The organism is Methylophaga sp. UBA3192, assembly GCA_002363955.1.
In the GTDB taxonomy this organism is placed as follows: Bacteria; Pseudomonadota; Gammaproteobacteria; order Nitrosococcales; family Methylophagaceae; genus Methylophaga.
Map to the genome: position 1 here is coordinate 57,910 of DEXE01000008.1, position 21,546 is coordinate 79,455.

A 21,546-nucleotide genomic window follows, 5' to 3' on the forward strand; every position below is an offset into this window, starting at 1 on the left:
TGTTATGGAGTTCATCATGAATTATCAATCGAATTTGTTCGCTAACAGGCTATTGATCTGCCCGTTACTGTTAGCTTTGACTTTATGGGCCATGCCCGCACGAGCAGAAAACCAGCCGAGTCTTAATCTGACAACGGCGATCGAACGCACCTTACTGCAAAGCCCACAACTGCAACAATTTCCCTATCAACAGCGGGCACTGGAAGCGCAGAAACGGCAGGCCGGCTTGCCGCCTAATCCACAACTGCAGGCTGATTTGGAAAATGTATTGGGTACGGGGCAGAGCCGTGGTCTTTCCGGTGCAGAACTAACGCTATCGTTAAGTCAGCTGATTGAAATGGGCGATAAACGTTTGAAGCGCGTTGATCTGGTCGACGCCCGGTCCAGTCAGTTGCAACAGGATTTTGAGCGGCAACGTCTGGATACTTTGTCTGATGTGGCCGCCAGGTATCTGCAGGCATTACGAGTCGATGCGTTATTAACCTGGAATCAACGGCGTATTCAAATTGAGCAGCAGGCCCTGGCGGTGATACAACAACGCGCGTCTGCCGGTGCTGTTGGACAGGCTGATGTATTACGGATGCAGCTTTTGCTTGAACGGTCAGAGTCCAGACAGCAGCAGCTCAATGGAGAACGTAAACTGGCCTACCAGCAATTAGCCGCTAGCTGGGGAGATGAGGTTGATTTTGCTCAGTTGGAAGGGCAATTGCAGCAATTGCCATCATTGCCGGAACAGGAAACACTGGAACAGGCCATTCTAAGTTCCCCCGCTTTTTTACAAACTCATTCTTTAATTCGCTTACGTGAAGCGCAATTACGGCTGAGTGAGGCAAAATCCACAGCTGATTTCAGCTTTGGTGCCGGTATTCGGCGTTTGGAAGGACAAAATGACAACGCTCTGGTGTTCAGTTTTTCGATGCCGTTGCAGTTATACGATCGCAATCAGGGCAATATCGCTGCAGCCCATGCAGACTATGAAGCTGGAATTCTGCAGCAACAGCTGACTCAGACTGAATTGCGAATGGCTTTACTGGAAATCTATCAGGCCATGCTGAATAACCATCAACAAATCGATAGGTTGCAAGAAAAACTTGTTCCGTTGACCCAAGAATTGTTGAAACAGACTGAAACCGGTTATCAAACAGGCCAATACAACGTGTTGCAATGGATTGATGCACAGATCGAATCATTCAGCGTAGAGCGCGACCTGATCGAGGCACAAACTGCAGTGCATCTCCAGCTACTTGAGTTGGAGCGGTTAACCGGGATGCCCTTGAGTCGTTCAATCTTTACTGCCAGTTATCAGGAATAGCTTCATGAAATTAATCACATTATGTTTTAGCCTGCTGGCACTGATGAGTTCGGTGGTTCTAGCGGCAACTGAGCATGATCACAACGAACAACATGATCATGAAGAACCTATCGAAGGGCCACATGGCGGACGGTTATTGGAAAACGACGATTTTGCCTTGGAAATAACCATTTATGAACAAGGCGTGCCGCCAGAAATGCGGGTTTATGCCTATCAACAGGGAAAGCCGGTCGATCCCGGGCAGATCAATTTAACCGTGACGTTAACTCGTCTGGATGATGAACAGAATCTTATCGACTTTATCGCCGAAGCAGACTATCTGCTGGGGGATACGGTTATTGAAGAGCCCCATTCGTTTGAAGTGGTTGTGGAAGCAGAATACCAGGGCAATTCACATCACTGGCATTTTGACAGTTTTGAAGGTCGCAGCACGATAACGGATCGCATGATAACACTATCAGGAATAGAAACAGAGCTGGCTGGGCCTCATACCTTATCAATAACCAACGCTCTTTATGGTGTAGTCAGTGTTGCGGAGGATCGCCAGTATCGGGTGCATGCTCCCTATCCCGGCATTATTGAATCAGTGCTGGTCAACACTGGCGACAAGGTCAAAAAAGACCAGGTGTTAGTGACCGTTCGTAATCAAACCACTTTACAAAGTTATTCTATCCGTAGTCCTGCAAACGGTGAGATAACCGAGCGTATGGCCAATGTAGGCGATCACAGTGATATGGGCAGTTTGCTGGAAATCAGTGATTTATCACGGGTCTGGATAGAGTTGTCGATGTTTCCAGCGGATATCGAACAGTTACGTGTCGGTATGCCGGTTGTCGTCAAGGACTTACACCAACATGAATCGGCTGAGGGAAAGATCAGCTATATCTCGCCCAAAATGACAGGCGGACATATTGCTCGCGCCCGTGCTGAAATTACTAATGCTGAAGGACATTGGCGGCCCGGCATGCATATCAATGCTGAAGTGACCGTGGAGCAATATCCTGCTGAATTAGCGGTAAAACGCAATGCCATTCAACTTTATCGTGATATGCCGGTGGTGTTTGTCCGTTATGGAAATACCTTTGAAGTCAGAATGCTTCAACTGGGCAAGCCGGATAAGGACTATATCGAGGTGCTTTCAGGCCTGAAACCCGGCAGTGAATACGTGACAACAAATAGTTTTCTGCTCAAGGCGGAGGTGCTCAAGTCCGGCGCCACCCATGATCACTAAGACCTTTGGAGCAGAAGATGATTAATTTTATTGTACGATTTTCTGTCGAGCGCCGATGGCTGGTGCTTTTATTAACAGTGCTTATAGCTGGAGTGGGCGCTTACAATGTTTTTCAGCTTAATATTGATGCCGTACCGGATATTACCAATATCCAGGTGCAGATTAATACCGAGGCAGAGGGGTATTCACCATTAGAGGTTGAACAACGGATTACCTATAGTGTTGAAAATGCGATGGCTGGGTTACCCAATCTGGACTATACCCGTTCGTTATCGCGATATGGTTTATCTCAGGTCACGGTGGTGTTTGAAGAAGATACTGATATATATCTCGCCAGGCAGTTGATAAATGAACGTCTTCAAGGTGTTCGCTCTGAGTTACCCGCGAAAATAGAACCCCAGATGGGGCCTATAGCAACCGGTCTTGGAGAAGTGTTTACCTACAGTGTCACTGCCAGAGCGGATGCGTTGAAGGCAGATGGCAAACCTTATTCGGCAGAAGACTTACGTACCATACAGGACTGGATTATCCGGCCCCAATTGGTGAAAGTACCGGGAGTCACCGAAATTAATAGCATTGGTGGCTATGAGCGTGAATATCAGGTGGCCCCCGATCCTGCTAAATTACTGGCCTACAAGGTCAGCCTGTCCGAGCTGGGTGAGGCATTAATCCGCAACAACCAGAACACGGGTGCTGGTTATATCGAACGCAATGGCGAGCAATGGCTGGTACGTTCTCCCGGACAATTATCCTCACTTGAAGATATTCGTAATGTGGTTATTACCAAACGTGATGACACACCGATTCGGGTGGCGGATGTGGCCAAGGTATTTTATGGAAAACAGTTGCGTACTGGCGCAGCCACCCGGGATGGTAAGGAAACAGTGTTAGGCACGGCTTTTATGTTGATCGGCGAAAACAGTCGAGTGGTCGCGAAAGCGGTTGCCGAGCGATTGGAACAGGTGAACCAGAGTTTGCCCGAAGGTATCCTGGCTGAAGCGGTTTACGACCGAACCACACTTGTGGAAAGAACCCTTAAAACGGTGCAGAAAAACTTGTTTGAGGGCGCTTTACTGGTTGTCGTGGTGTTGTTTTTAATGTTGGGCAATATTCGGGCAGCACTGATAACCGCCTTGGTTATACCGTTAAGCATGTTATTTGCCGTTACCGGCATGGTAAGCAATCGGGTATCGGGAAATTTGATGAGCCTGGGAGCGATTGATTTTGGTCTGATTGTTGATGGTGCCGTCATTGTCGTGGAAAACGCTTTGCGACGACTGGGTCTTGCGCAACAGCGTCTGGGCCGGATGTTAAGTGTGCAGGAACGTTTGGCAGAGGTAATTGAAAGCACGCGTGAAGTCTTTAATCCGGCGGTATTTGGCATGTTCATTATCATGCTGGTGTATCTGCCGATTTTTGCACTGAGTGGTGTTGAGGGGAAAATGTTCCACCCCATGGCGTTTACAGTGGTGGCGGCATTAATCGGTGCTTTGGTGTTTGCCGTGACCTTTGTCCCTGCCGCGGTGGCCATTTTGATTACAGGCAAAGTTGCCGAGCGTGAAAACCTCCTCATGCGAATGGCTCGCTGGATTTACCGTCCGGTGTTAAGTCTGTCTTTGCGTCTGCCCATTTTAATCGTGGTATTGGCGACGCTGATGGTCAGTATCACGGTTTATTATGGTTCGCGTTTAGGCAGCGAGTTTCTGCCACAACTTGATGAAGGGGATATTGCGCTGCATGCCTTACGGGTTACCGGCACGGGGCTTGAACAATCGGTGGCGATGCAAAACCAGCTGGAGTCAGTAATTGCGGAGTTTCCACAGGTTAAGCATGTTTATTCAAAAATTGGTACGCCGGATATTGCTACCGATCCGATGCCACCGAGTGTTGCCGATACATTTGTGATTATGCAACCCATCGAGCAATGGCCTGATCCTCAATTGAGCAAAGCGGAATTCCTGTCAAAATTACGCGACAGTGTTGAAGCGGTGCCGGGAAATCTTTATGAATTTACCCAACCGATTGAAATGCGTTTCAATGAATTGATTGCTGGCGTGCGTGCAGACGTTGCCCTGAGGATATATGGCGATAATCTGGATACGCTTTACCAACTGGGGGAACGAGCTGAGCAACTGTTGTCAGAAGTTGCTGGTGCCACAGATGTCAGAATGGAACAACTTACCGGTTTGCCGATGTTGTCGATTGAGCCGCAGCGTGATCATCTTGCGTTATTAGGGTTGGATATAGCCAGTTTGCAACAAAATATTCAGACTGCGATTGGTGGTACATCTGCCGGGCTGATTTATGAAGGTGATAAACGCTTCCGCATTGTTGTTCGTCTGGACGATGAGATACGTAAAAATCCACAGTTGCTGGCAAAATTACCCATTGCTTTGCCGGATAGCGATGATCCGGAACTGTCGTATGTTCCACTGGGTGAAATTGCTGATATTCATGAAATCAGTGGTCCCAATCAGATAAATCGTGAAAGCGGTAAAAGACATGTGATTGTCAGTGCCAATGTGGTCGACAGAGATTTGGGATCATTTATCGCTGATGTTCAGCAGAACGCACAACAACTTGATTTGCCCGCCGGGTATTGGCTGGAATACGGCGGCACATTTGAACAATTGCAGTCAGCCAGTAAGCGTCTGATGGTTGTGGTACCTGTGACGCTATTACTGATTCTGCTGTTATTGTTCAGTGTCTTTAATTCACTGCGAGATGCGTTATTGATCTTTACCGGTGTGCCAATGGCCTTAACCGGCGGCTTGATTGCATTAATGCTGCGGGATATGCCGTTATCCATATCTGCGGCGGTGGGATTTATTGCTTTATCAGGCATCGCGGTATTAAACGGTGTGGTGATGTTGACGTTTATACGACAGTTGCGTGAACAGGGCTTAGCGCTTATGGAATCGGTTTTTCAGGGAGCGATGCAGCGATTACGACCGGTAATGATGACGGCCTTGGTGGCAGGTTTAGGTTTTCTGCCGATGGCTTTGAATACGGGGACCGGTGCAGAAGTACAACGACCATTAGCCACGGTGGTGGTTGGCGGCATTGTCTCATCAACGTTATTAACGCTATTAGTGTTGCCTGCTTTGTACCTCCTGGCCTATCGGTTCAAAACCAGGTAGAGCAGAAATGAAAAAGCCGGGTAACCCCGGCTTTTTCACAATAGATGACGCTAAAACAACCTTAGTTCAGCATGGATTGCACTTTATCACGCAATTCAGGATCGCTTTGAATAGCCAATGCAATATTGCTGTAAGTTTCAACATCTAAGCCCGTTTCCTGAACGGTCTGAACCATTTTCTGGCTCGCTTCTTGTTGTAACTGAGCTGCTTGATCTGGATCTTCTGTGCTTTCCAGACGACCAGAATATTCGCTGCGGATTCCTTCAAGATCATCCTGTACATCAGCAAATTTTTGCAGATCTGCATCACTGAAATCAGCAGCTGGAGCAGTTTCAGGCATAGGCGCTTGAGGTGTAGCCTGCTCCGGTGAGCCGTACCCCTGTTCTGCCATCGCAGAACTACTTAGACCTAATGCCATTAAGATTGAAACTAACGTAGCTGTTTTTTTCATGGTGTTTTCCTTTATTGGTTGTGAAACACACTGTGACCACTGCGAGTTCTATGCCAGAACGAACTTAAAAATTAAGTGTATGATTTTAAATATATTTATTTTTTTTCATAGTGCCTGATGAACAGAGAGTTCTCTTGACCGGTGCCATAACATGTGTCATTTTGGCTCATGTGTCATAAAGCCATCCATTGAGAGGCATTAACAATGCGATTTCCCTCAATTTTCAACAACCTGCGTTTAGTGTTGATTATGCAGGTTGCTTTACCAGTACTCATCGTATTGGCCGTTATTCTGGTGATAGGTTTATCCATGGTGGGCCAGTTTATTGAAGAACGGATGCAACGGGATTTGCAACAAGTCGCCAGAACAATTCATCTGCCGGTGTCGCAAGCTTTGGAGCGGCAGGATCTGGATCAGCTTCAAAACAGTATGGCTTCGGTATTTGGAATAACCGAAGTGTATGGTGCGTACCTATTTGATGCTGAAGGAAAACGCTTAAGCAGCTTTGGTGTGGTGAATCCCACTCAGGAACAGGCTACCGATGCACTTGAACAGATTGTGCAGGGTGAGTTTGCACAGTATGAACGGATTCGTGGTCGCCATGTGTATTCCTTTTTTATGCCGTTATTTGATGCCACCGGTCAGCCAAATGGATTGCTGCAAGTGACCCGGCGACGCAGTGATATTGATCGCGAATTGACCGAATTAAAATATTGGGCCTGGGGTGGCTTTGGTTTGGTTTCTTTAATTATTTTAGGGGTCATCAGCTATTCGCATCAGCGGGCGATCGAAACGCCACTGCAACGATTGGTTGAGAGTATGCGACGGGTCAGTCGAGGTGATCGTCATCATCGGGCAGCAGAACGAGGACCTATTGAAATCAGCCAACTGGCTAAGGGACTCAATGGAATGCTGGATGCGATTGAACAGGCAGAAAACAGTGAGGCTCAACAGCGATCTGCCCGGGAAAAAATGGCTGAAAGACTGCGACAGACTGAAACGATGGCTGCGCTGGGACAATTATCTGCAGGCGTCGCACATGAACTCGGTGCGCCGTTAACCGTAGTCGATGGACGGGCCAATCGTTTATTAAGACGTATGGAGAATGAAAAAGACATTGCTGAATTAAATGAAATACGCCAGCAAGCGGCCAGAATGACCTCGATTATTCAGCAATTACTCAGCTTTGGTCGTTCATCTCGTGCACAAATGCGCGATTTGGATGTGACTTCATTGATCGAAAGATCTGAATCCCTGTTAGCTGACCAGGGTTATCGAATCAGTCTTATCAAAGGACCGCAGGCTAAAATTAATGGCGATTCGTTAAGTCTGGAACAAGCCTTAATCAATTTATTACGTAATGCCTGTCAGGCTTGTCCTGAGGGGCCGGTTGAACTCTCCTGGCAAAAGGATGGACAACTTCATATTCATATTGATGATGCCGGGTCAGGCATAACCGATGATCAGCAGAATCAGGTATTTGAGCCTTTTGTCACAACTAAAGCTCCGGGGGAAGGCAGCGGTCTGGGCCTGGCAATTGTGCAGAGAATAATGCGTGAGCATCAGGGAGAAGTGAAATTAAGCAACAGTCCGCTGGGCGGCGCGCGATTCACGCTGATTTTACCCTTAAACCCATCTAACGATTCTGGACCAACAGCATGAAGATGAAGCAGAACAAAAACTTACCAATCCTGTTAATTGAAGATGACCAGGCATTGGCAAGACTGATTAGTGATGAACTGGAAGCGGAAGGTTGGAGTCTGGCAGTTCATCACCAGGTTCAATCCGCTATTGACTGGCTTAATATCAACCAGCCTGCATTGATTGTCACCGATCTGCGGCTACCTGATGGCGATGGCATGAACGTGGTTGAACAGGTGGTCAGGCATTGGCCGGAAGAACAGCGACCAGGACTGATTGTGATTACCGCATTTGGCAGTGTACGCCAGGCAGTTCAGGCGTTGCAGGCGGGGGCGGATGATTTTCTTACCAAGCCTTTGGATTTAGAGCATTTTCTGCTGGCGGTTGAACGTGTGGTGGCGACACGTAAATTGCATGATGAATTATTTCAGTTTCGCAAACTTAACCGTCAACCCAGTTTTCATCAGATGTTTGGTCGCAGCGAAGCGATGCGTAATCTGTTTGAACAGATTAAAGTGATTGGCCGTGCGCAAGGTCCGGTGCTGATTAACGGCGAAAGTGGAACGGGCAAAGAGCTGGTTGCCAAAGCTCTGCATGCTGAAAGTGATCGTGCCGACGGGCCTTTTTTAGCGGTTAACTGTGCGGGTATTCCGCAGGAATTGTTAGAAAGCGAATTTTTTGGCCATTCAGCGGGCTCATTTACCGGCGCCAAGAAATCCCGTAAAGGCCTGTTGCAGGAAGCCAATGGCGGGAGTTTGTTACTGGACGAAATTGGTGAAATGCCAATGGCATTACAGGCAAAACTGTTGCGGGCTTTGCAGGATGGCTCAATTCGCCCGGTGGGGCAGGATACTGAGGAGAAAGTGGATGTTCGAATCATCGCCGCAACCCATCGTGATTTAAAACAAAAAGTGGTTGAAGGCAGTTTCCGCGAGGATCTGTTTTATCGTCTGGAAACCTTTGCTTTGTCGGTTCCACCTCTGCGGGATCGTGAAGAAGACAGGGAAATTCTGGCCCAACAGTTTTTACAGCAATTAGAGGTAACACAAGGTCGAAACATTAAAGGTTTCAGTGACAAAGCTTTGGAGATCATTCGTCAGTATGCTTTTCCGGGGAATGTCAGAGAATTGCAGAATGTAGTGGAAAGAGCGTTTGCTTTCTGTACGGAAGACTGGGTGCAGCCACAACATTTACCGGCAAGACTACTGGAAAATCAATCTGCAACTGCGCCGTCAGTGACAAACCCGGTGGATGATCCGCGAAACGAAACATTATTGTCGGGCGCCGTTTTACCTACTCTGGAACAGCTGCAAAAACGGTATGTCCGCATGGTATTACAAGAAGCCGATGGTAATAAACGCCGCGCTGCGGCGTTACTGGGTATTGGCCGCCGTACTTTATATCGTTGGCTGGATGAGGAAAGTGACGAAACGGAAGAGTCAGCTTAATCCTTGGAAATATAACCCCATTTGTCGCGGATTTTTATCGCGGCCAAACCCTCATTAAACGGATGGGCGTGCTCAAACTGTGGTTCGATCACGACGTCACCCTGCCGGTTGATAAAGCCATATTGTCGGTAGTTATGGGTGATAACGGCCAATCCATTTGAAAATGAATAGGCCCAGACATATTCCGGTGCAATTTCCATCTTGCCAGCAGTATTGATATAACCCACCTTGGCGTTTTTTTCCACTCTGGAAAGTCCTTCACTGAAATTCCAGGCATCATCAAAATAGGGTTTAATAACAATTTCACCGCTACGATTAATAAAACCGTAAAGTCCATTCTGTTTGATGACCGCAAAACCTTCGCCAAACGCTTTGGCTTCTTCAAACTGTGCGTTTATCAGCCAGTCTCCGTTTTTATCGATGTAGCCCCATTTCCCGTTGTCCAACACCGCAGCAAACCCTTCACGAAATACTCTGACCTGAGAAAACTGCATATCAATCAGCAGCTTGCCTTCATTATCAATATAACCCCATTTTTCATCAATTCTGACAGCGGCACGTTGTTCGCTGAAGATATGAATTTCATCAAATTGTGCCGCAATGACCTCTTGCCCCTGGTTATTCAGGTAACCCCATTTCCCATCTTGCTGAAAGGCGGCCAATCCCTCGGAAAATACGCCGACTTTGTCATAATGAGCTGGAATCATTTCCTCTCCGGCATCATTAAGAAATCCCCATTTACCGTCTTTGATAAAGGCGGCATATCCCTGTTTGAAGGATTGAATTCTGGGATAAGTTGGCTGCAGAATGATACGTCCATCACGATCAACGACGCCCCACAAGCTATCTTTCCGGTAGGCAGTCACGCCACTGTCTAAATCATTGATTTCATCGGCAGTGAAAAGAATGTCACCATCAGAATTGATCATGGCAAATTGTGCTCGTCCCTGATTGGCAATCATTACCGCCGCACGGCCATTTTTAAAACTGCCGGCATCATCAAATATCAGATCAATCTTCAGATTTTCAACATAAGCCATGGTAGGCTGAAAGGCATAACTGGCAGTGACGCCGGTAAACATCAATGTCAGCGCTGACAGTATATATCCCAATGTTATATAACGATTTTGGTACATAACCACAATCACCTTTGACGTGTTAATTCAATCATAAGTCTGTTCCCGCGATGGTGAAAATATCGTGAAAACTTATTTTGGGAAAAATCGCTCTGGAAGCCGCACAGGAGCTTGGGTAATAGTGAATTAACAATGTTGATGGAGAAACTATGGAAAAGGACGAAGATACCTATAGTGCGCTGAAAATAATGGCTGAAACCATTGATCTGAGTTCACGCAATGATAACGATGAGATTATTGGTCTTGAATACTATGTTAATTTTAATGTGTTGACCGAGGATGAGCTGGGCGAACTGATTCAGCTTTGGGAGCAAAAATTAGTCACCTGTCAAAAAGAAAAACTGGCTTCACAATTTATGGTGGTTCAGGTGTTTGGCCTAATCAGTCTGGCAATGTTTATAGCCTGGTTGTCCGGAGGCATTGCCGGAGCGATTGCCAGTATCGTCGGTGTGATTGGCATGATCGCGATGATTGAAGACAAGCGTGTTCAAAAAGCCAAACGGAATCTGAGCGATGCAGAAAAGGTCTGCAATAAACTTCGTTTCCATGCGTAGCGATCCGATTAAAGGAACCTCTGACGGGCTGATTCAGTCTGGATAGGCGGTTAACTTCAGGAATAGTGTGTGCTTCGCCAATTTACTAAAACCTTATTAGGTAGTCTGTCAGCACTCTCATTCAGCGCCTGTGCACCGGTGACGATGTTAAATGCAATGGTGCCAGAGTCAGGTTATCAACATCAGGCTGATATCATTTATGGCGATCATGAACGGCTCAAACTGGATATTTATCAGCCAGTCGGCTTGATGGATACTCAAAACCCCGCTACGGTCGTTTTCTTTTATGGAGGTGGCTGGGAGGCCGGGGAAAAAGCAGACTATAAATTTGTGGCAGAAGCGCTCACATCGCAGGGCATTATCGTGGTTATTCCAGATTATCGGGTCTTCCCTGAAGTGCTGTTTCCGGTATTTATTGAGGATGCTGCCAAGGCTGTCGCCTGGACTATAAAGCATATTGCTGAGTTTGGAGGAGATCCCGACCAGCTGTTTATCGGCGGGCATTCGGCAGGGGCACATATTGCGGCGATGTTATCCGTTAATCCAGAATATTTACAGCAAGTTGGTCTTCAGCCCCGGCAACTACGTGGCATGTTTGGTCTGGCCGGCCCCTATGATTTTTTACCGTTAAAAAGTAATACGTTAAAGCAGATCTTTGGTGATGATGCCAGTCAATGGCAAAGTCAGCCGGTCAATTTCATCCGCGAAGATCATCCACCGACATTACTGCTGGTGGGCAAAAATGATCGTACGGTGCTGCCACGTAACAGTTATCGGCTGGCTGAGAAGCTGAAAAAACATGGCAATTCAGTCGAATTGGTCGAGTTTAACAATTACGGTCATGTCGCGATGGTTGCCAAACTGGCAAAACCGTTGCGTGGCGATGGGGCGCTACTTAGGCCTATCGTCAACTTTGTTGAGAAGCATCGGTGACAGCGTTGTTAATTTTCCACCTTCACAACGGAGGGCGGCTATGAAAGAGCAACAGAAACTAAATTAATCGTGGAATAAGCTTTTCTGCCAAAGCATCTGCACTGCTGAAAGCTGCTTCAACACGACCCTGAATACACCAGTCACCGCAAGCCGCCAGTTTTAATTGGGTGTCAAGGTAGGCCGGTTGACCGGTTTGGGGGGGAAGGTTAGCGTAGACCCAGCGCTTCAAGTCCACATGGCTGGCTTCGGCAGTATTGATACCACTGACACGCTGAACCTCTGCGAGCATCAATTGCTGAATAATTTCATTTGCCTGTTGCAGATGTTTTTCGGCCCAAGCATTATTTGCCTGAATCACCATGGAGAATCCTTCAGGACGCGATGGCTTGCTGCTATTCACCGACATCCAGCTGATGATGGCATCACTGACCAGGGCGGCTTGCCAATTGAGTTCTGGCGCGTCATCAAATCCCAGCATCAGCGCGTAACACGCCTGCATCTGTGTTTGCTGAATGACATTAAGATTCTGAAAATTGTCTGGTAGCATATCTGCGGTTTGTTTAGCCGGAAGGCAGCAGATCACCCAGTCTAAATTCTCTGCAACAAGTTGATCGTCACTGAATAGCTGCCATTTCTCATTGTATTGTTCAAGACGAGTAACCTTGCAGTTAAACTGAATATTTAAGCTTGCTGCAAGAGTCTGTCCGATCGCCTGCATATCGGAGCTACCCACATAGTGTGGATAATCTGCATTCCATGTGCGTCGGGAAATCTGTTTGCTACCGGAGAACTCCACAAAATTGGCATCCCAGCGTTGTATCACCCGCTGTTTGATTAACGGCTGAATAAAGTCAGCAAAACGCCCGGTTTTAACAGTGAAAAATTGAGCCCCGGAATCAAAACTAAATTGGTCAACTGAACGGGAGGCTAATCTGCCACCAGCATGTCCAGCTTTATCGAATAGTTGGATCTCGGCAAATGGCTGCAGCTGGTGGGCCAGAGTCAGGCCGGCTAATCCGCTGCCAATGATGGCGATTTTGCTCATGGTGATCCGCTGTGAAATGAATTTGGCAATCTGACCAATGTGATGAGGCGGGGTTTCCTGCAGGCAAAAAAAAGCCCCAATCCGAAGATTGAGGCTTTTTGTTTTAGCTACTGCGTATTAACGGTTGCAGATGTACATTGTTACTTCGAAACCGAAACGCATGTCTGAATATTCTGGTTTAGTCCACATAATATTTCTCCTCTTATTTAGTATCAGCGTTTGCTGACTTAGGTGTAGATTATCGCTATCAGACAACTAAAACATCAGTGAAACACCCGATAGCACTCAGGATTTTCCTGATTAATCGCTGACCGGCGTACGCATGGTGACAAACTCTTCAGCAGCCGTCGGGTGTATGCCGATGGTGGCGTCAAAGTCAGCCTTGGTGGCACCACATTTAATTGCAATCGCAATGCCCTGCATGATCTCTCCGGCTGACTCGCCAACCATATGCGCGCCCAAAACCTTATCGTTATCACCATTCACTAATATCTTCATTAAAGTACGTTCCTGCGAACCGCCTAATGTATTTTTCATCGCGCGAAAGTTTGAGCGGAATTTCAACACATTTGAATATTCCTTGCGTGCCTGCTCTTCGGTCATACCAACGGTGCCAATATTCGGCTGGCAAAATACGGTCGTGGCAATATTGCTGTAATCCATTTTGCATGGCTGTTCATCAAACAGATAACCTGCTAATGCCATACCTTCTGCCAACGCCACCGGTGTTAATTCCATGCCACCCGTTACATCGCCCAGAGCATAAATACTCGGTTCAGAGGTCTGGAAAGTCTCATTCACTTCAATATGACCACTTTTAGCAATATTAACCTTAACATTTTCCAGCCCCAAACCTTCAAGATGAGGCTTCCTGCCCGTGGCAAACAATACCGCATCAACCGTGAGATGCTGACCATCACTCATAGTTAAATACAGGCTGCCATCCGATTGTTTTTCAATGGCTGTGACTTCGGTGTTAAAACGGATATGCACACCATTTTGCTGTATTTGCTCGGCCGCAAACTCTGCGATTTCCTTGTCAAATCCATTTAATAACCCGCCACCACGGACGATCTGTGTGACCTGTGAGCCAAGGCCATGAAAAATACCGGCAAATTCCACGGCAATATAACCACCACCTACTACAGCCAACCGGTTTGGAAACTCAGCTAAATCAAAGATGCCGTTTGAATCCACCGCATGTTCTTTACCCGGAATCTCCGGAACATACGGCCAGCCACCGGTCGCAATTAAAATGCGTTCAGTGGTAAATTTTTTACCATCGACTTCAACCGTGTGAGCCTCCAGGATTTTACCTCTGCCATCAATGATTTCGACGCCGGCTCGATCCAGAATGCCTTCATAGACACCATTTAAACGACTGATTTCCTGAGTTTTGTTATCCCGTAGAGTTGACCAGTCAAAAGCCGGTTTACCGTTCTGCCAGCCAAAGCCTTTGGCATCAGTAAAGTGAGCTGAGTATTCAGAGGCATATACATAGAGTTTTTTAGGCACGCAGCCTACATTGACACAGGTGCCACCCAGATAACGATCTTCGCACACAGCGACTTTTGCACCATAAGATGCCGCCATTCGGCTGGCTCTGACACCACCGGAGCCGGCACCAATAACAAATAAATCGTAATCATATTGCATCTTGAAAAACTCCTGTTCGTCACTGAATGTCGCAAAAAAACACCGGACCTGAATGGCTGCAGGTCCGGTGAAGCATGGCTGACGTATTCAATTACTGTTTGTTCAAATATTCCAGCATGGTATCCACACCGCTGACTTCAAACGGATCATCAGGACAATTATCCATCTGACCTGGCTCAGCAAAAAGTTGTTTGATTTCACCGTCTACCACATGCATGGAATAACGCCATGAACGCTCACCAAAGCCCAGATTTTCCTTTTTCACCAACATGTTCATGCCGCGGGTAAATTCACCGTTACCATCCGGAAGCAATTTGACCTTGTTTACTTCCTGACGTTTTCCCCATTGGAACATGGTGAACGCATCGTTGACCGACAGGCAGTAAACTTCATCAATGCCTTTGGCTTTCAGTTCATCGTAGTGTTCTTCGTAGCCTGGCAAGTGAGTGCTTGAACAGGTGGGTGTGAAAGCGCCGGGCAGTGCAAAAACGATGACGCTTTTCCCTTTAAAAATGTCATCAGTAGTGACATCCTGCCAGCGGAACGGATTATCACCGCCAATGCTTTCATCACGGACACGGGTTTTAAATACAACATTAGGGACACGTTGAGTCATATTGTTAATCTCCTTTGAAGGGTTAATGTGACCTGAACAATAATTCAGTTGCGAGCAGTGTAACGAAATGAAATTGATTAATAAAACAACTTGTTTAGATTGTTTTAATCGTAAAAAACGATTATTAAGATGGCTGGCTATTAATATTAATGGCCATATTCAACTGTTGTCCGTTACGTTTGTTACTGTAGAGCGCTTCGTCAGCAAGCGTGTATAGCTGCTGCAGATCATAGTCACTTAACGATTTTGTCGTGGTAATACCGAAACTATAGAGTAAATCAATATCGCTAGGTATCGATTCATTGTAAGTCGCCACAGTGCTGGAAAGCCGCTGCAGAATCACCGATTGATCGGTGTCATTCTGATTGACCATTAAGACGACAAACTCATCACCACCAATTCGGCCAATTAAATCGGAATCGCGAAAAGTACTGCTTAACAATTGCGAAAACTGCAGCAGTGCATTATCACCAGCCTGATGACCATGGAGATCATTGATCTGTTTGAAATTATCCAGATCAAAATATATCAATGAGGCTTCATAATTCTGAGAACGACACATTTGCAAAATATGGCTTGCCCGAAACTCGAAGCCTTTCCGATTAAGTAACCCGGTTAAATGATCCTCACAAAGTAACTGGTTGGTGGCGATCTCATCTTCAATCATTTTGGCCAGTTCCCGTAACAGGCGGGAATCCCGTTCACTCATATAACGCGGTTTCTGGTCGATCAAACAAATAGCGCCAAGCCTTTCGCCACTGGGGGCTTTGAAAGGATAACCCGCATAGAATTGGATATTCGGGGGATCTGTGACCAGTGGATTATCAGAAAATCGTGGGTCAATCGTCGCATCGTTCACAATAAAACTATTTTCTTGTTCGATGGTGTAATTACAAAAGGCATACTCTCGGGGTGTTTCACTGACGTCCAAACCTATTTTTGATTTGAACCACTGTCTCTCATCATCCAGAAAGGTAATCAGTGCAACCGGCACATCAAACATGCGTTTTGCCAGGCGTGTTATCCGATCAAAACGTTGTTCGGCCGGGGTATCCATAATGTTAATAGACTCAAGCGCTTTTAAGCGTTGTTGCTCCAAAGCCAGTTTGCGTTGCTGTAGCCATTGATCAATCTGATCCGCCGGAAGCGGTCTGCCTATGAAATAACCCTGCGCTTTATCACATCCCTGCTGTTGCAGATACTGTAACGTGGCGTAGTCTTCGATGCCTTCAGCAATCACTTTCATATCCAGGCTATGTGCTAATTCAATGATGGCCTGAATGACCAGCCTTGATTCACGTGACTGCTGTGCCGTCATCACAAAGGATTTATCCACTTTTACTTCGGAAAATGGCATGCGCACCAGCTGCAACATGGATGAAAATCCCGTACCAAAATCATCGATGGAAAGTTGAAAGCCCTTCATCCGCAATCTGGTCAGGATATCCAGTGAAGCGACCGGATCATCCATGGCACCGGTTTCGGTGAGCTCAAGCATGATGCTGTGAAGTTTCACATTATGTAAATGACACAATTCCTCAATCTGGTTGAACAAATTGATATTGGGTAACGATAAGGCAGAAATATTGATGGAACAAAGTAATTGACTGGTTTGGGCAGTCACTGGGTTCTGTCGCTGTTGCAGGCAAAACTGATTAAACCAGGGGAGAGCTTGCTCGAAAACCAAAAGAGTTAAGTCATCAATCAGGTTTTTCTGTTCGGCAATCGCAATAAATACGTCGGGAGCAATAAAACCGTATTCTGCATGATGCCAGCGAGCCAATACCTCAAATCCCATTAAAGCGCCGCTGGTACAACTGACTTTAGGTTGGTAAGCCAGCGTGATTTCCCGGTTTTTAATGGCCTGAGATACATCATCGGATGTAATGGCCGGTTCGTTGGATCTGGCTTGCAATTGTTGCCCATCGAGTAAATCCATGAGGTTTGGTGGAGGCAAATCGATCAGTTCACGGAACGCTTTGGGGTTAAACGGTTTGGGTAAAATTCCGACTATATTTAATCCATGCGCTGCAGCAGAGCGAGCAGCAGCTTGTAAAACCTGATGCCCGACACCGCTGGTAATAATGATTTTGGCAGTGATCTGCTGTTCACCTAATGCGCCCAGGACTTCTACACCATCCATATCAGGCATGATTAAATCAAGCGCAATGTGAGAGGGTTGCCACGCTTGCAGTGAAACAAAAAAATCCTTGGCCGTGGTCGTTACCTGAACCGACATACCTGCATATTCGGCGACATTGCGGATGGTTTCTCCAGTCAGCTCATCATCATCCAGTATCAGCAGTTTATGCTCGGACATGTATCTTTCTCTCAGGTTTTATTTAACCAGCATCTGCGCGACTCGGTTTAATAGCGCAGCTCGATGATAAGGTTTGTTCAAAATAGCAATGCTGCCATTTTGTCTTTGTTCTTCAGTTAATACTTTTTCAGTGTATCCCGAGGTAAATAAAACGGGCAGATTATTGCGGAGTTGTTTGGCTTTTTGAGCGAGTTCGTAACCAGTAAGTCCGCCTGGCATAAGCACGTCTGTGAACAGTAAATCAATTTGCTGTACTGACGCAAGCCAGTTTAATGCCTGATTGCCATCTGCAGCAGCCAGAACCTGATAGCCGGCATCCCGAAGCTGAGAGAGTGCATATTGCCTGACCAAATCATTGTCCTCGACAACCAGTATTGTCTGTTGGCCGTTCTCCACCTGGACAGGCGTTTCAATATCATGGAGAACCGGTGCGGGAGATAGCATGTCAGTATGCGGAATAAAAAGCTGGAATCTCGTGCCCTGACCCACTTCGGACTGTACCTGAATGTTCCCGCCAGATTGTTTGATAAAACCAAAAACCATGCTTAATCCCAAGCCGCTGCCTTTACCGGCCGGTTTCGTGGTAAAAAATGGTTCAAATACTTTATCCAGCAGATCCTGTGATATGCCATCCCCCGTATCCAGAACATCTATTTTTACGTATTCTCCGGCGTTCAGATCATTCGCTGATGTTTTTTGCTGCTTCAGTAATACAAACCGTTCAGTACTGATCGTCAGTGTGCCCCCATCAGCCATCGCATCACGCGCATTAAGCGTCAGGTTTAATAAGCTGCTTTCAAGTTGAACCGGATCAATCATTACTGGCCAGAGATCACTGCTGAGGCTCAGCTCCAGCTGGTATTTCTGGCCTAATGAACTTCGCAGCAACGCTTCCATATTGCGTATCAGCATATTGATATTAACGGCTTCAGGGGACAATGGTTGACGTCGTGCAAAGGCCAGAAGATTACGGGTTAACCCTGCACCACGCTCAGCCGCGCTGCTGATCAGTCTGACAAGCGGTTGCAAAGATGGTTTATCGTTCAGTTCATCAATTAACAAGTCGCTATTTCCAGTGATAACCGTCAACAGGTTATTAAAATCGTGAGCAATTCCGCCTGTCAGCTGACCGATCGCCTCCATGCGCTGAGCCAGTTGCAGTTGTTTTTGCAGTTGTCTTTCTTCGGTAATATCACGTTCTACAGAAACCCAATGGGTATACCAGCCAGCCGTTAAACCAATTGGCACGCTATTCAGTTCCAGCACGATCTCCCGCCCGCTTTTATGGTATTGCGTCAGCTGAGCTCGAATGGGCTGCCAGGTTTTATAGGCTGCTTCAATTTTTCTCAGTTCATTTTTTTCAGTTTTTGGGCCATGTAATACTTTCAGGGTTTTACCGATTACTTCCTGACGGTTGTAGCCCGTTATGCGTTCAAACGCACTGTTTACAAAAACGATATTGGGTTTTTCACCGGGGTTCCTGGGTGCTTCAGTAATAATCACCACATCATTAAGCTGTGAAACAGCACTGCGTAATAACTTAAGCTCTTCAGATTCCCGGCGATGCCGGGATATATCCCGCAGATAGACGGTTAAACCGCTGGTGGAAGGATAGATCCTGACATCCAGCCATAGTTTTTTTGCATCATAAAAATGTTCAAACGACATGACCTGTTGTTGCAGCAATGCGGATGACAATTTTTTAACCAGTGAGCCGGTAGGATCAATATCGGTATTTTCGATGCCTTTATGATCCAATAACCGGGAGCGTGTCATGTTAAATAAAGCTGTTGCCTGGTTATTGAGATAACTAAAACGCAGATCAGTACTTAATGTGAAAAAAGCATCGGTGATGCTATCCAGTGTGTTTTGCAGTTGTTGTGATAATGCTTCACTTTGTTGTTGGAGAATTTTGATTTGATGGATATTAGTGCTCCAGCCATACCATTTGGCGATTTGATTCTGCTCATCTCTGATGGCATTGGCTTGCGCCAGAAACCACATATATTCATCATCAAAACGACGCAGACGAAACTCATCAGAATAAGCATCTCCGGTTTTCATTGAGTGAAGCCATCGTTCATGCACTCTTAGTTTATCGTCCGGATGAACCAATTCAAGCCAGTTATTTAAAACATACGTTTCGGACTTACCGAAATATTCAAGTGTGAAGGGGGAAACAGAGTCGAGAATACCTTCTGCAGTAACCGTCCACATAAACTGCAATGTGTTTTCAGCCATATAATGCGAACGAAGCTGTTCTTCATGCAGACTCGCTTCAACCAATTTACTGTCATGCACATCCTGAATGACACCTTGAATTTGTTTTGGTAACTGCTCGTTGTGACAAGAAAATATTCTTATCCGATGTGGCCCACTCTGTCCGATCAAAGAGAATTCGCCATCCATAGAACTCTGTTGATTTAACATGTCATTCAGAGCCTGATGTAAGGTATTTTGCTGTTTGTCGACAAATAAGGAGACGAATTGCGACTGAGAAATTGTGCTGCGATTATGCTGATTAAGTATTTGAGCGGCTTCGGGACTTAAATGTAACTGTCCGGACTTCCCTAGTTGCCAATAACCCAGCTTTGCAATGTCGGCAGCCAGCTTGAGCTGATGCTGGTGTCTGGATTGCTGTTGCTGTGAGCGAATAGTAAAACTGCTGATCAAATAAATGGTCATCAAGGCCAGGGTGGCCAGCACCCGGTTAGCGATAAACTGGGTCTGTAAAATAGCTTCAAGACTAGCGGGTATTATTACTATCCCGGACCAAACAAATAATAAACTGCTGATGAAAGTAATTGTCAGACGACGAATGCTGGCACCAACACTCGCCAGCATTAGAATGGGGGCATACAAAATACCGTGGGCAAACCCCGGAACAGTGTAGCGGTCAGCCAGTAACACCAGAAACAACAATAAAAAAATCAGCCCATCAAATAACGGGCTGCTTGATAAACGGCTTATGGTCTGATTCATATCTATAGATGACTCCAGTCATCCGGCACTGGCATTGATAATGTCACAAAAGGAGATGTTAAGAATAGATGTTTTCTTCTGTAACAATAATATCCATGGGGATATCATGTGGCTGCGGCTGTATGGTTTCAAGTAACATCCATTCAAAGCCGATACCAATGCTTAACGGTTTTGCCGAAACGTCCAGCGTACGATCATAAAATCCTCCACCGTTGCCTAAACGATGTAAATTTGCATCAAACCCCACTAGTGGAATAAGTAGCACGTCCGGTTGAATAACCTGCGTGTTTTGTGGCACAGGGATATCCCATACCTCAGCCTGCATGATAGATTCCGGACCCCATTGGCGGAATTGCAAGGCTTGTTGCGGGTCAATAATTTTTGGTAAAGCCGCTTGCCAACCCTGTTTGATAAGTCCGTATATAAAATCACGACAATCAATTTCGCCACGCACCGGCCAGTAAAAGCCAATGACGCCTTTAGGGAGAGTATCAATAACGCTTTGTAACTTTTTAAATAAGGCAACCTGATGTAAAACACGCAGCTCATTGGCAAACTCAAGCCGTTGCTCCGTCAAGCGTAACCTTTGTTCTATGCGCCATTGCTGCCAGGTATTCATGCGGATTCCGGTATTTCAAGCAATTCCTGTAAGCGATCTTTATTGAAGATTACGTCAGCCAGGGTGTAATCATCCAACACCTTTAAAAAAGCAGCCTGAGCTTTATGCAGAGCATTTCGCAGTATGCATGCAGGCTGGATAGGACAGGCGATTTCATCACCGAAACAAGGAAGTAATTGCAGATTTTCGGTTTTACGGACCAGTTTTCCTATGCCGATATCACTTACCGGTAAAGCCAGTTTTAAGCCACCTCCACGACCTCGATGGCTGACAATATAACCATGTTGCACAAGCGTTTGTGCCACTTTAGCAAGATGATTGGATGAAATGCCAAAGCGTGTCGCTGCATCCTGAATGGTCGCAGCCTGCTTACCATGGTGTATTGCCAGATATACCAGCAATCTAAGCGCATAGTCAGTATGCGTGGTCAGTTGCATTATTAATTGACTCCTAAAAGATGGA

Annotated in this window: 17 protein-coding genes; 7 read left to right on the forward strand and 10 right to left on the reverse strand. The window is 46.3% G+C overall.

The genetic code is table 11. From position 1 onward, the window contains the following. Nucleotides 1-16: 16 nt before the first annotated feature. From B2337_RS13515 to B2337_RS13525, 3 genes are read left to right on the forward strand one after another with little or no spacing between them, the layout of a single operon-like run. Complete coding sequence (locus B2337_RS13515) at nucleotides 17-1,312, forward strand: TolC family protein (RefSeq protein ID WP_292360950.1); 1,296 nt, start codon at nucleotides 17-19, stop codon at nucleotides 1,310-1,312. A 4-nt stretch (nucleotides 1,313-1,316) separates the two neighbouring features. After that, a complete protein-coding gene (locus B2337_RS13520) occupies nucleotides 1,317-2,543 on the forward strand; it encodes an efflux RND transporter periplasmic adaptor subunit (RefSeq protein ID WP_292360948.1) in 1,227 nt (408 codons plus the stop codon). 17 nt (nucleotides 2,544-2,560) lie between these two features. Then, a complete protein-coding gene (locus B2337_RS13525; RefSeq protein WP_292413848.1) occupies nucleotides 2,561-5,683 on the forward strand; it encodes an efflux RND transporter permease subunit in 3,123 nt (1,040 codons plus the stop codon). Nucleotides 5,684-5,744: 61 nt separating this feature from the next. Here B2337_RS13525 and B2337_RS13530 read toward each other — a convergent pair whose 3' ends face one another. Beyond that, a complete protein-coding gene (locus tag B2337_RS13530) occupies nucleotides 5,745-6,134 on the reverse strand; it encodes a DUF4168 domain-containing protein (protein WP_292360944.1) in 390 nt (129 codons plus the stop codon). A 204-nt stretch (nucleotides 6,135-6,338) separates the two neighbouring features. Between B2337_RS13530 and B2337_RS13535 the strand changes: the two genes are divergently transcribed. Further along, a complete protein-coding gene (locus B2337_RS13535; protein ID WP_292360942.1) occupies nucleotides 6,339-7,796 on the forward strand; it encodes a sensor histidine kinase in 1,458 nt (485 codons plus the stop codon). Further along, nucleotides 7,793-9,223 (forward strand): sigma-54-dependent transcriptional regulator, encoded by a 1,431-nt coding sequence (locus tag B2337_RS13540; protein WP_292360940.1) that lies wholly within the window; start codon nucleotides 7,793-7,795, stop codon nucleotides 9,221-9,223. The genes B2337_RS13535 and B2337_RS13540 overlap by 4 nt, the downstream gene beginning before the upstream one ends. On the opposite strand, the gene B2337_RS13545 is transcribed toward B2337_RS13540, so the two are convergent. Further along, nucleotides 9,220-10,359 (reverse strand): WG repeat-containing protein, encoded by a 1,140-nt coding sequence (locus tag B2337_RS13545; protein ID WP_292413849.1) that lies wholly within the window; start codon nucleotides 10,357-10,359, stop codon nucleotides 9,220-9,222. The genes B2337_RS13540 and B2337_RS13545 overlap by 4 nt on opposite strands. A 149-nt stretch (nucleotides 10,360-10,508) precedes the next feature. Here B2337_RS13545 and B2337_RS13550 point away from each other — a divergent pair, with 149 nt between their 5' ends. Beyond that, entirely contained in the window at nucleotides 10,509-10,913 is a 405-nt protein-coding gene (locus B2337_RS13550; RefSeq protein ID WP_292360936.1) for a hypothetical protein, read from the forward strand. Nucleotides 10,914-10,982: 69 nt separating this feature from the next. Beyond that, complete coding sequence (locus tag B2337_RS13555) at nucleotides 10,983-11,846, forward strand: alpha/beta hydrolase (protein WP_292360934.1); 864 nt, start codon at nucleotides 10,983-10,985, stop codon at nucleotides 11,844-11,846. 58 nt (nucleotides 11,847-11,904) lie between these two features. Here the strand turns inward: B2337_RS13555 and B2337_RS13560 are convergent, their stop codons facing one another. The 8 genes from B2337_RS13560 to B2337_RS13595 all read right to left on the reverse strand — a co-directional run bounded on the left by B2337_RS13560 (nucleotide 11,905) and on the right by B2337_RS13595 (nucleotide 21,521). Continuing rightward, nucleotides 11,905-12,891 (reverse strand): NAD(P)/FAD-dependent oxidoreductase, encoded by a 987-nt coding sequence (locus B2337_RS13560; RefSeq protein WP_292360932.1) that lies wholly within the window; start codon nucleotides 12,889-12,891, stop codon nucleotides 11,905-11,907. 117 nt (nucleotides 12,892-13,008) lie between these two features. Continuing rightward, nucleotides 13,009-13,080, reverse strand: a complete 72-nt coding sequence (gene pqqA / locus B2337_RS13565) for a pyrroloquinoline quinone precursor peptide PqqA (RefSeq protein WP_081443609.1) — start codon at nucleotides 13,078-13,080, stop codon at nucleotides 13,009-13,011. Nucleotides 13,081-13,191: 111 nt separating this feature from the next. Then, nucleotides 13,192-14,547 (reverse strand): glutathione-disulfide reductase, encoded by a 1,356-nt coding sequence (gorA, locus tag B2337_RS13570; protein ID WP_292413850.1) that lies wholly within the window; start codon nucleotides 14,545-14,547, stop codon nucleotides 13,192-13,194. Nucleotides 14,548-14,638: 91 nt separating this feature from the next. Continuing rightward, complete coding sequence (locus B2337_RS13575; RefSeq protein ID WP_292360928.1) at nucleotides 14,639-15,163, reverse strand: peroxiredoxin; 525 nt, start codon at nucleotides 15,161-15,163, stop codon at nucleotides 14,639-14,641. Between the two features lie 124 nt (nucleotides 15,164-15,287). Then, entirely contained in the window at nucleotides 15,288-17,483 is a 2,196-nt protein-coding gene (locus tag B2337_RS13580) for an EAL domain-containing protein (RefSeq protein ID WP_292360927.1), read from the reverse strand. An 18-nt stretch (nucleotides 17,484-17,501) separates the two neighbouring features. Continuing rightward, nucleotides 17,502-20,465, reverse strand: coding sequence for a hybrid sensor histidine kinase/response regulator (locus B2337_RS13585; RefSeq protein WP_292413851.1), 2,964 nt, complete (start codon nucleotides 20,463-20,465; stop codon nucleotides 17,502-17,504). Nucleotides 20,466-20,523: 58 nt separating this feature from the next. Beyond that, nucleotides 20,524-21,084 (reverse strand): 5-formyltetrahydrofolate cyclo-ligase, encoded by a 561-nt coding sequence (locus B2337_RS13590; RefSeq protein ID WP_292360923.1) that lies wholly within the window; start codon nucleotides 21,082-21,084, stop codon nucleotides 20,524-20,526. After that, the gene (locus B2337_RS13595; protein WP_292413852.1) at nucleotides 21,081-21,521 is read right to left on the reverse strand and encodes an RrF2 family transcriptional regulator; all 441 of its coding nucleotides are present in this window, start codon (nucleotides 21,519-21,521) and stop codon (nucleotides 21,081-21,083) included. The genes B2337_RS13590 and B2337_RS13595 overlap by 4 nt, the downstream gene beginning before the upstream one ends. Nucleotides 21,522-21,546 lie beyond the last annotated feature (25 nt).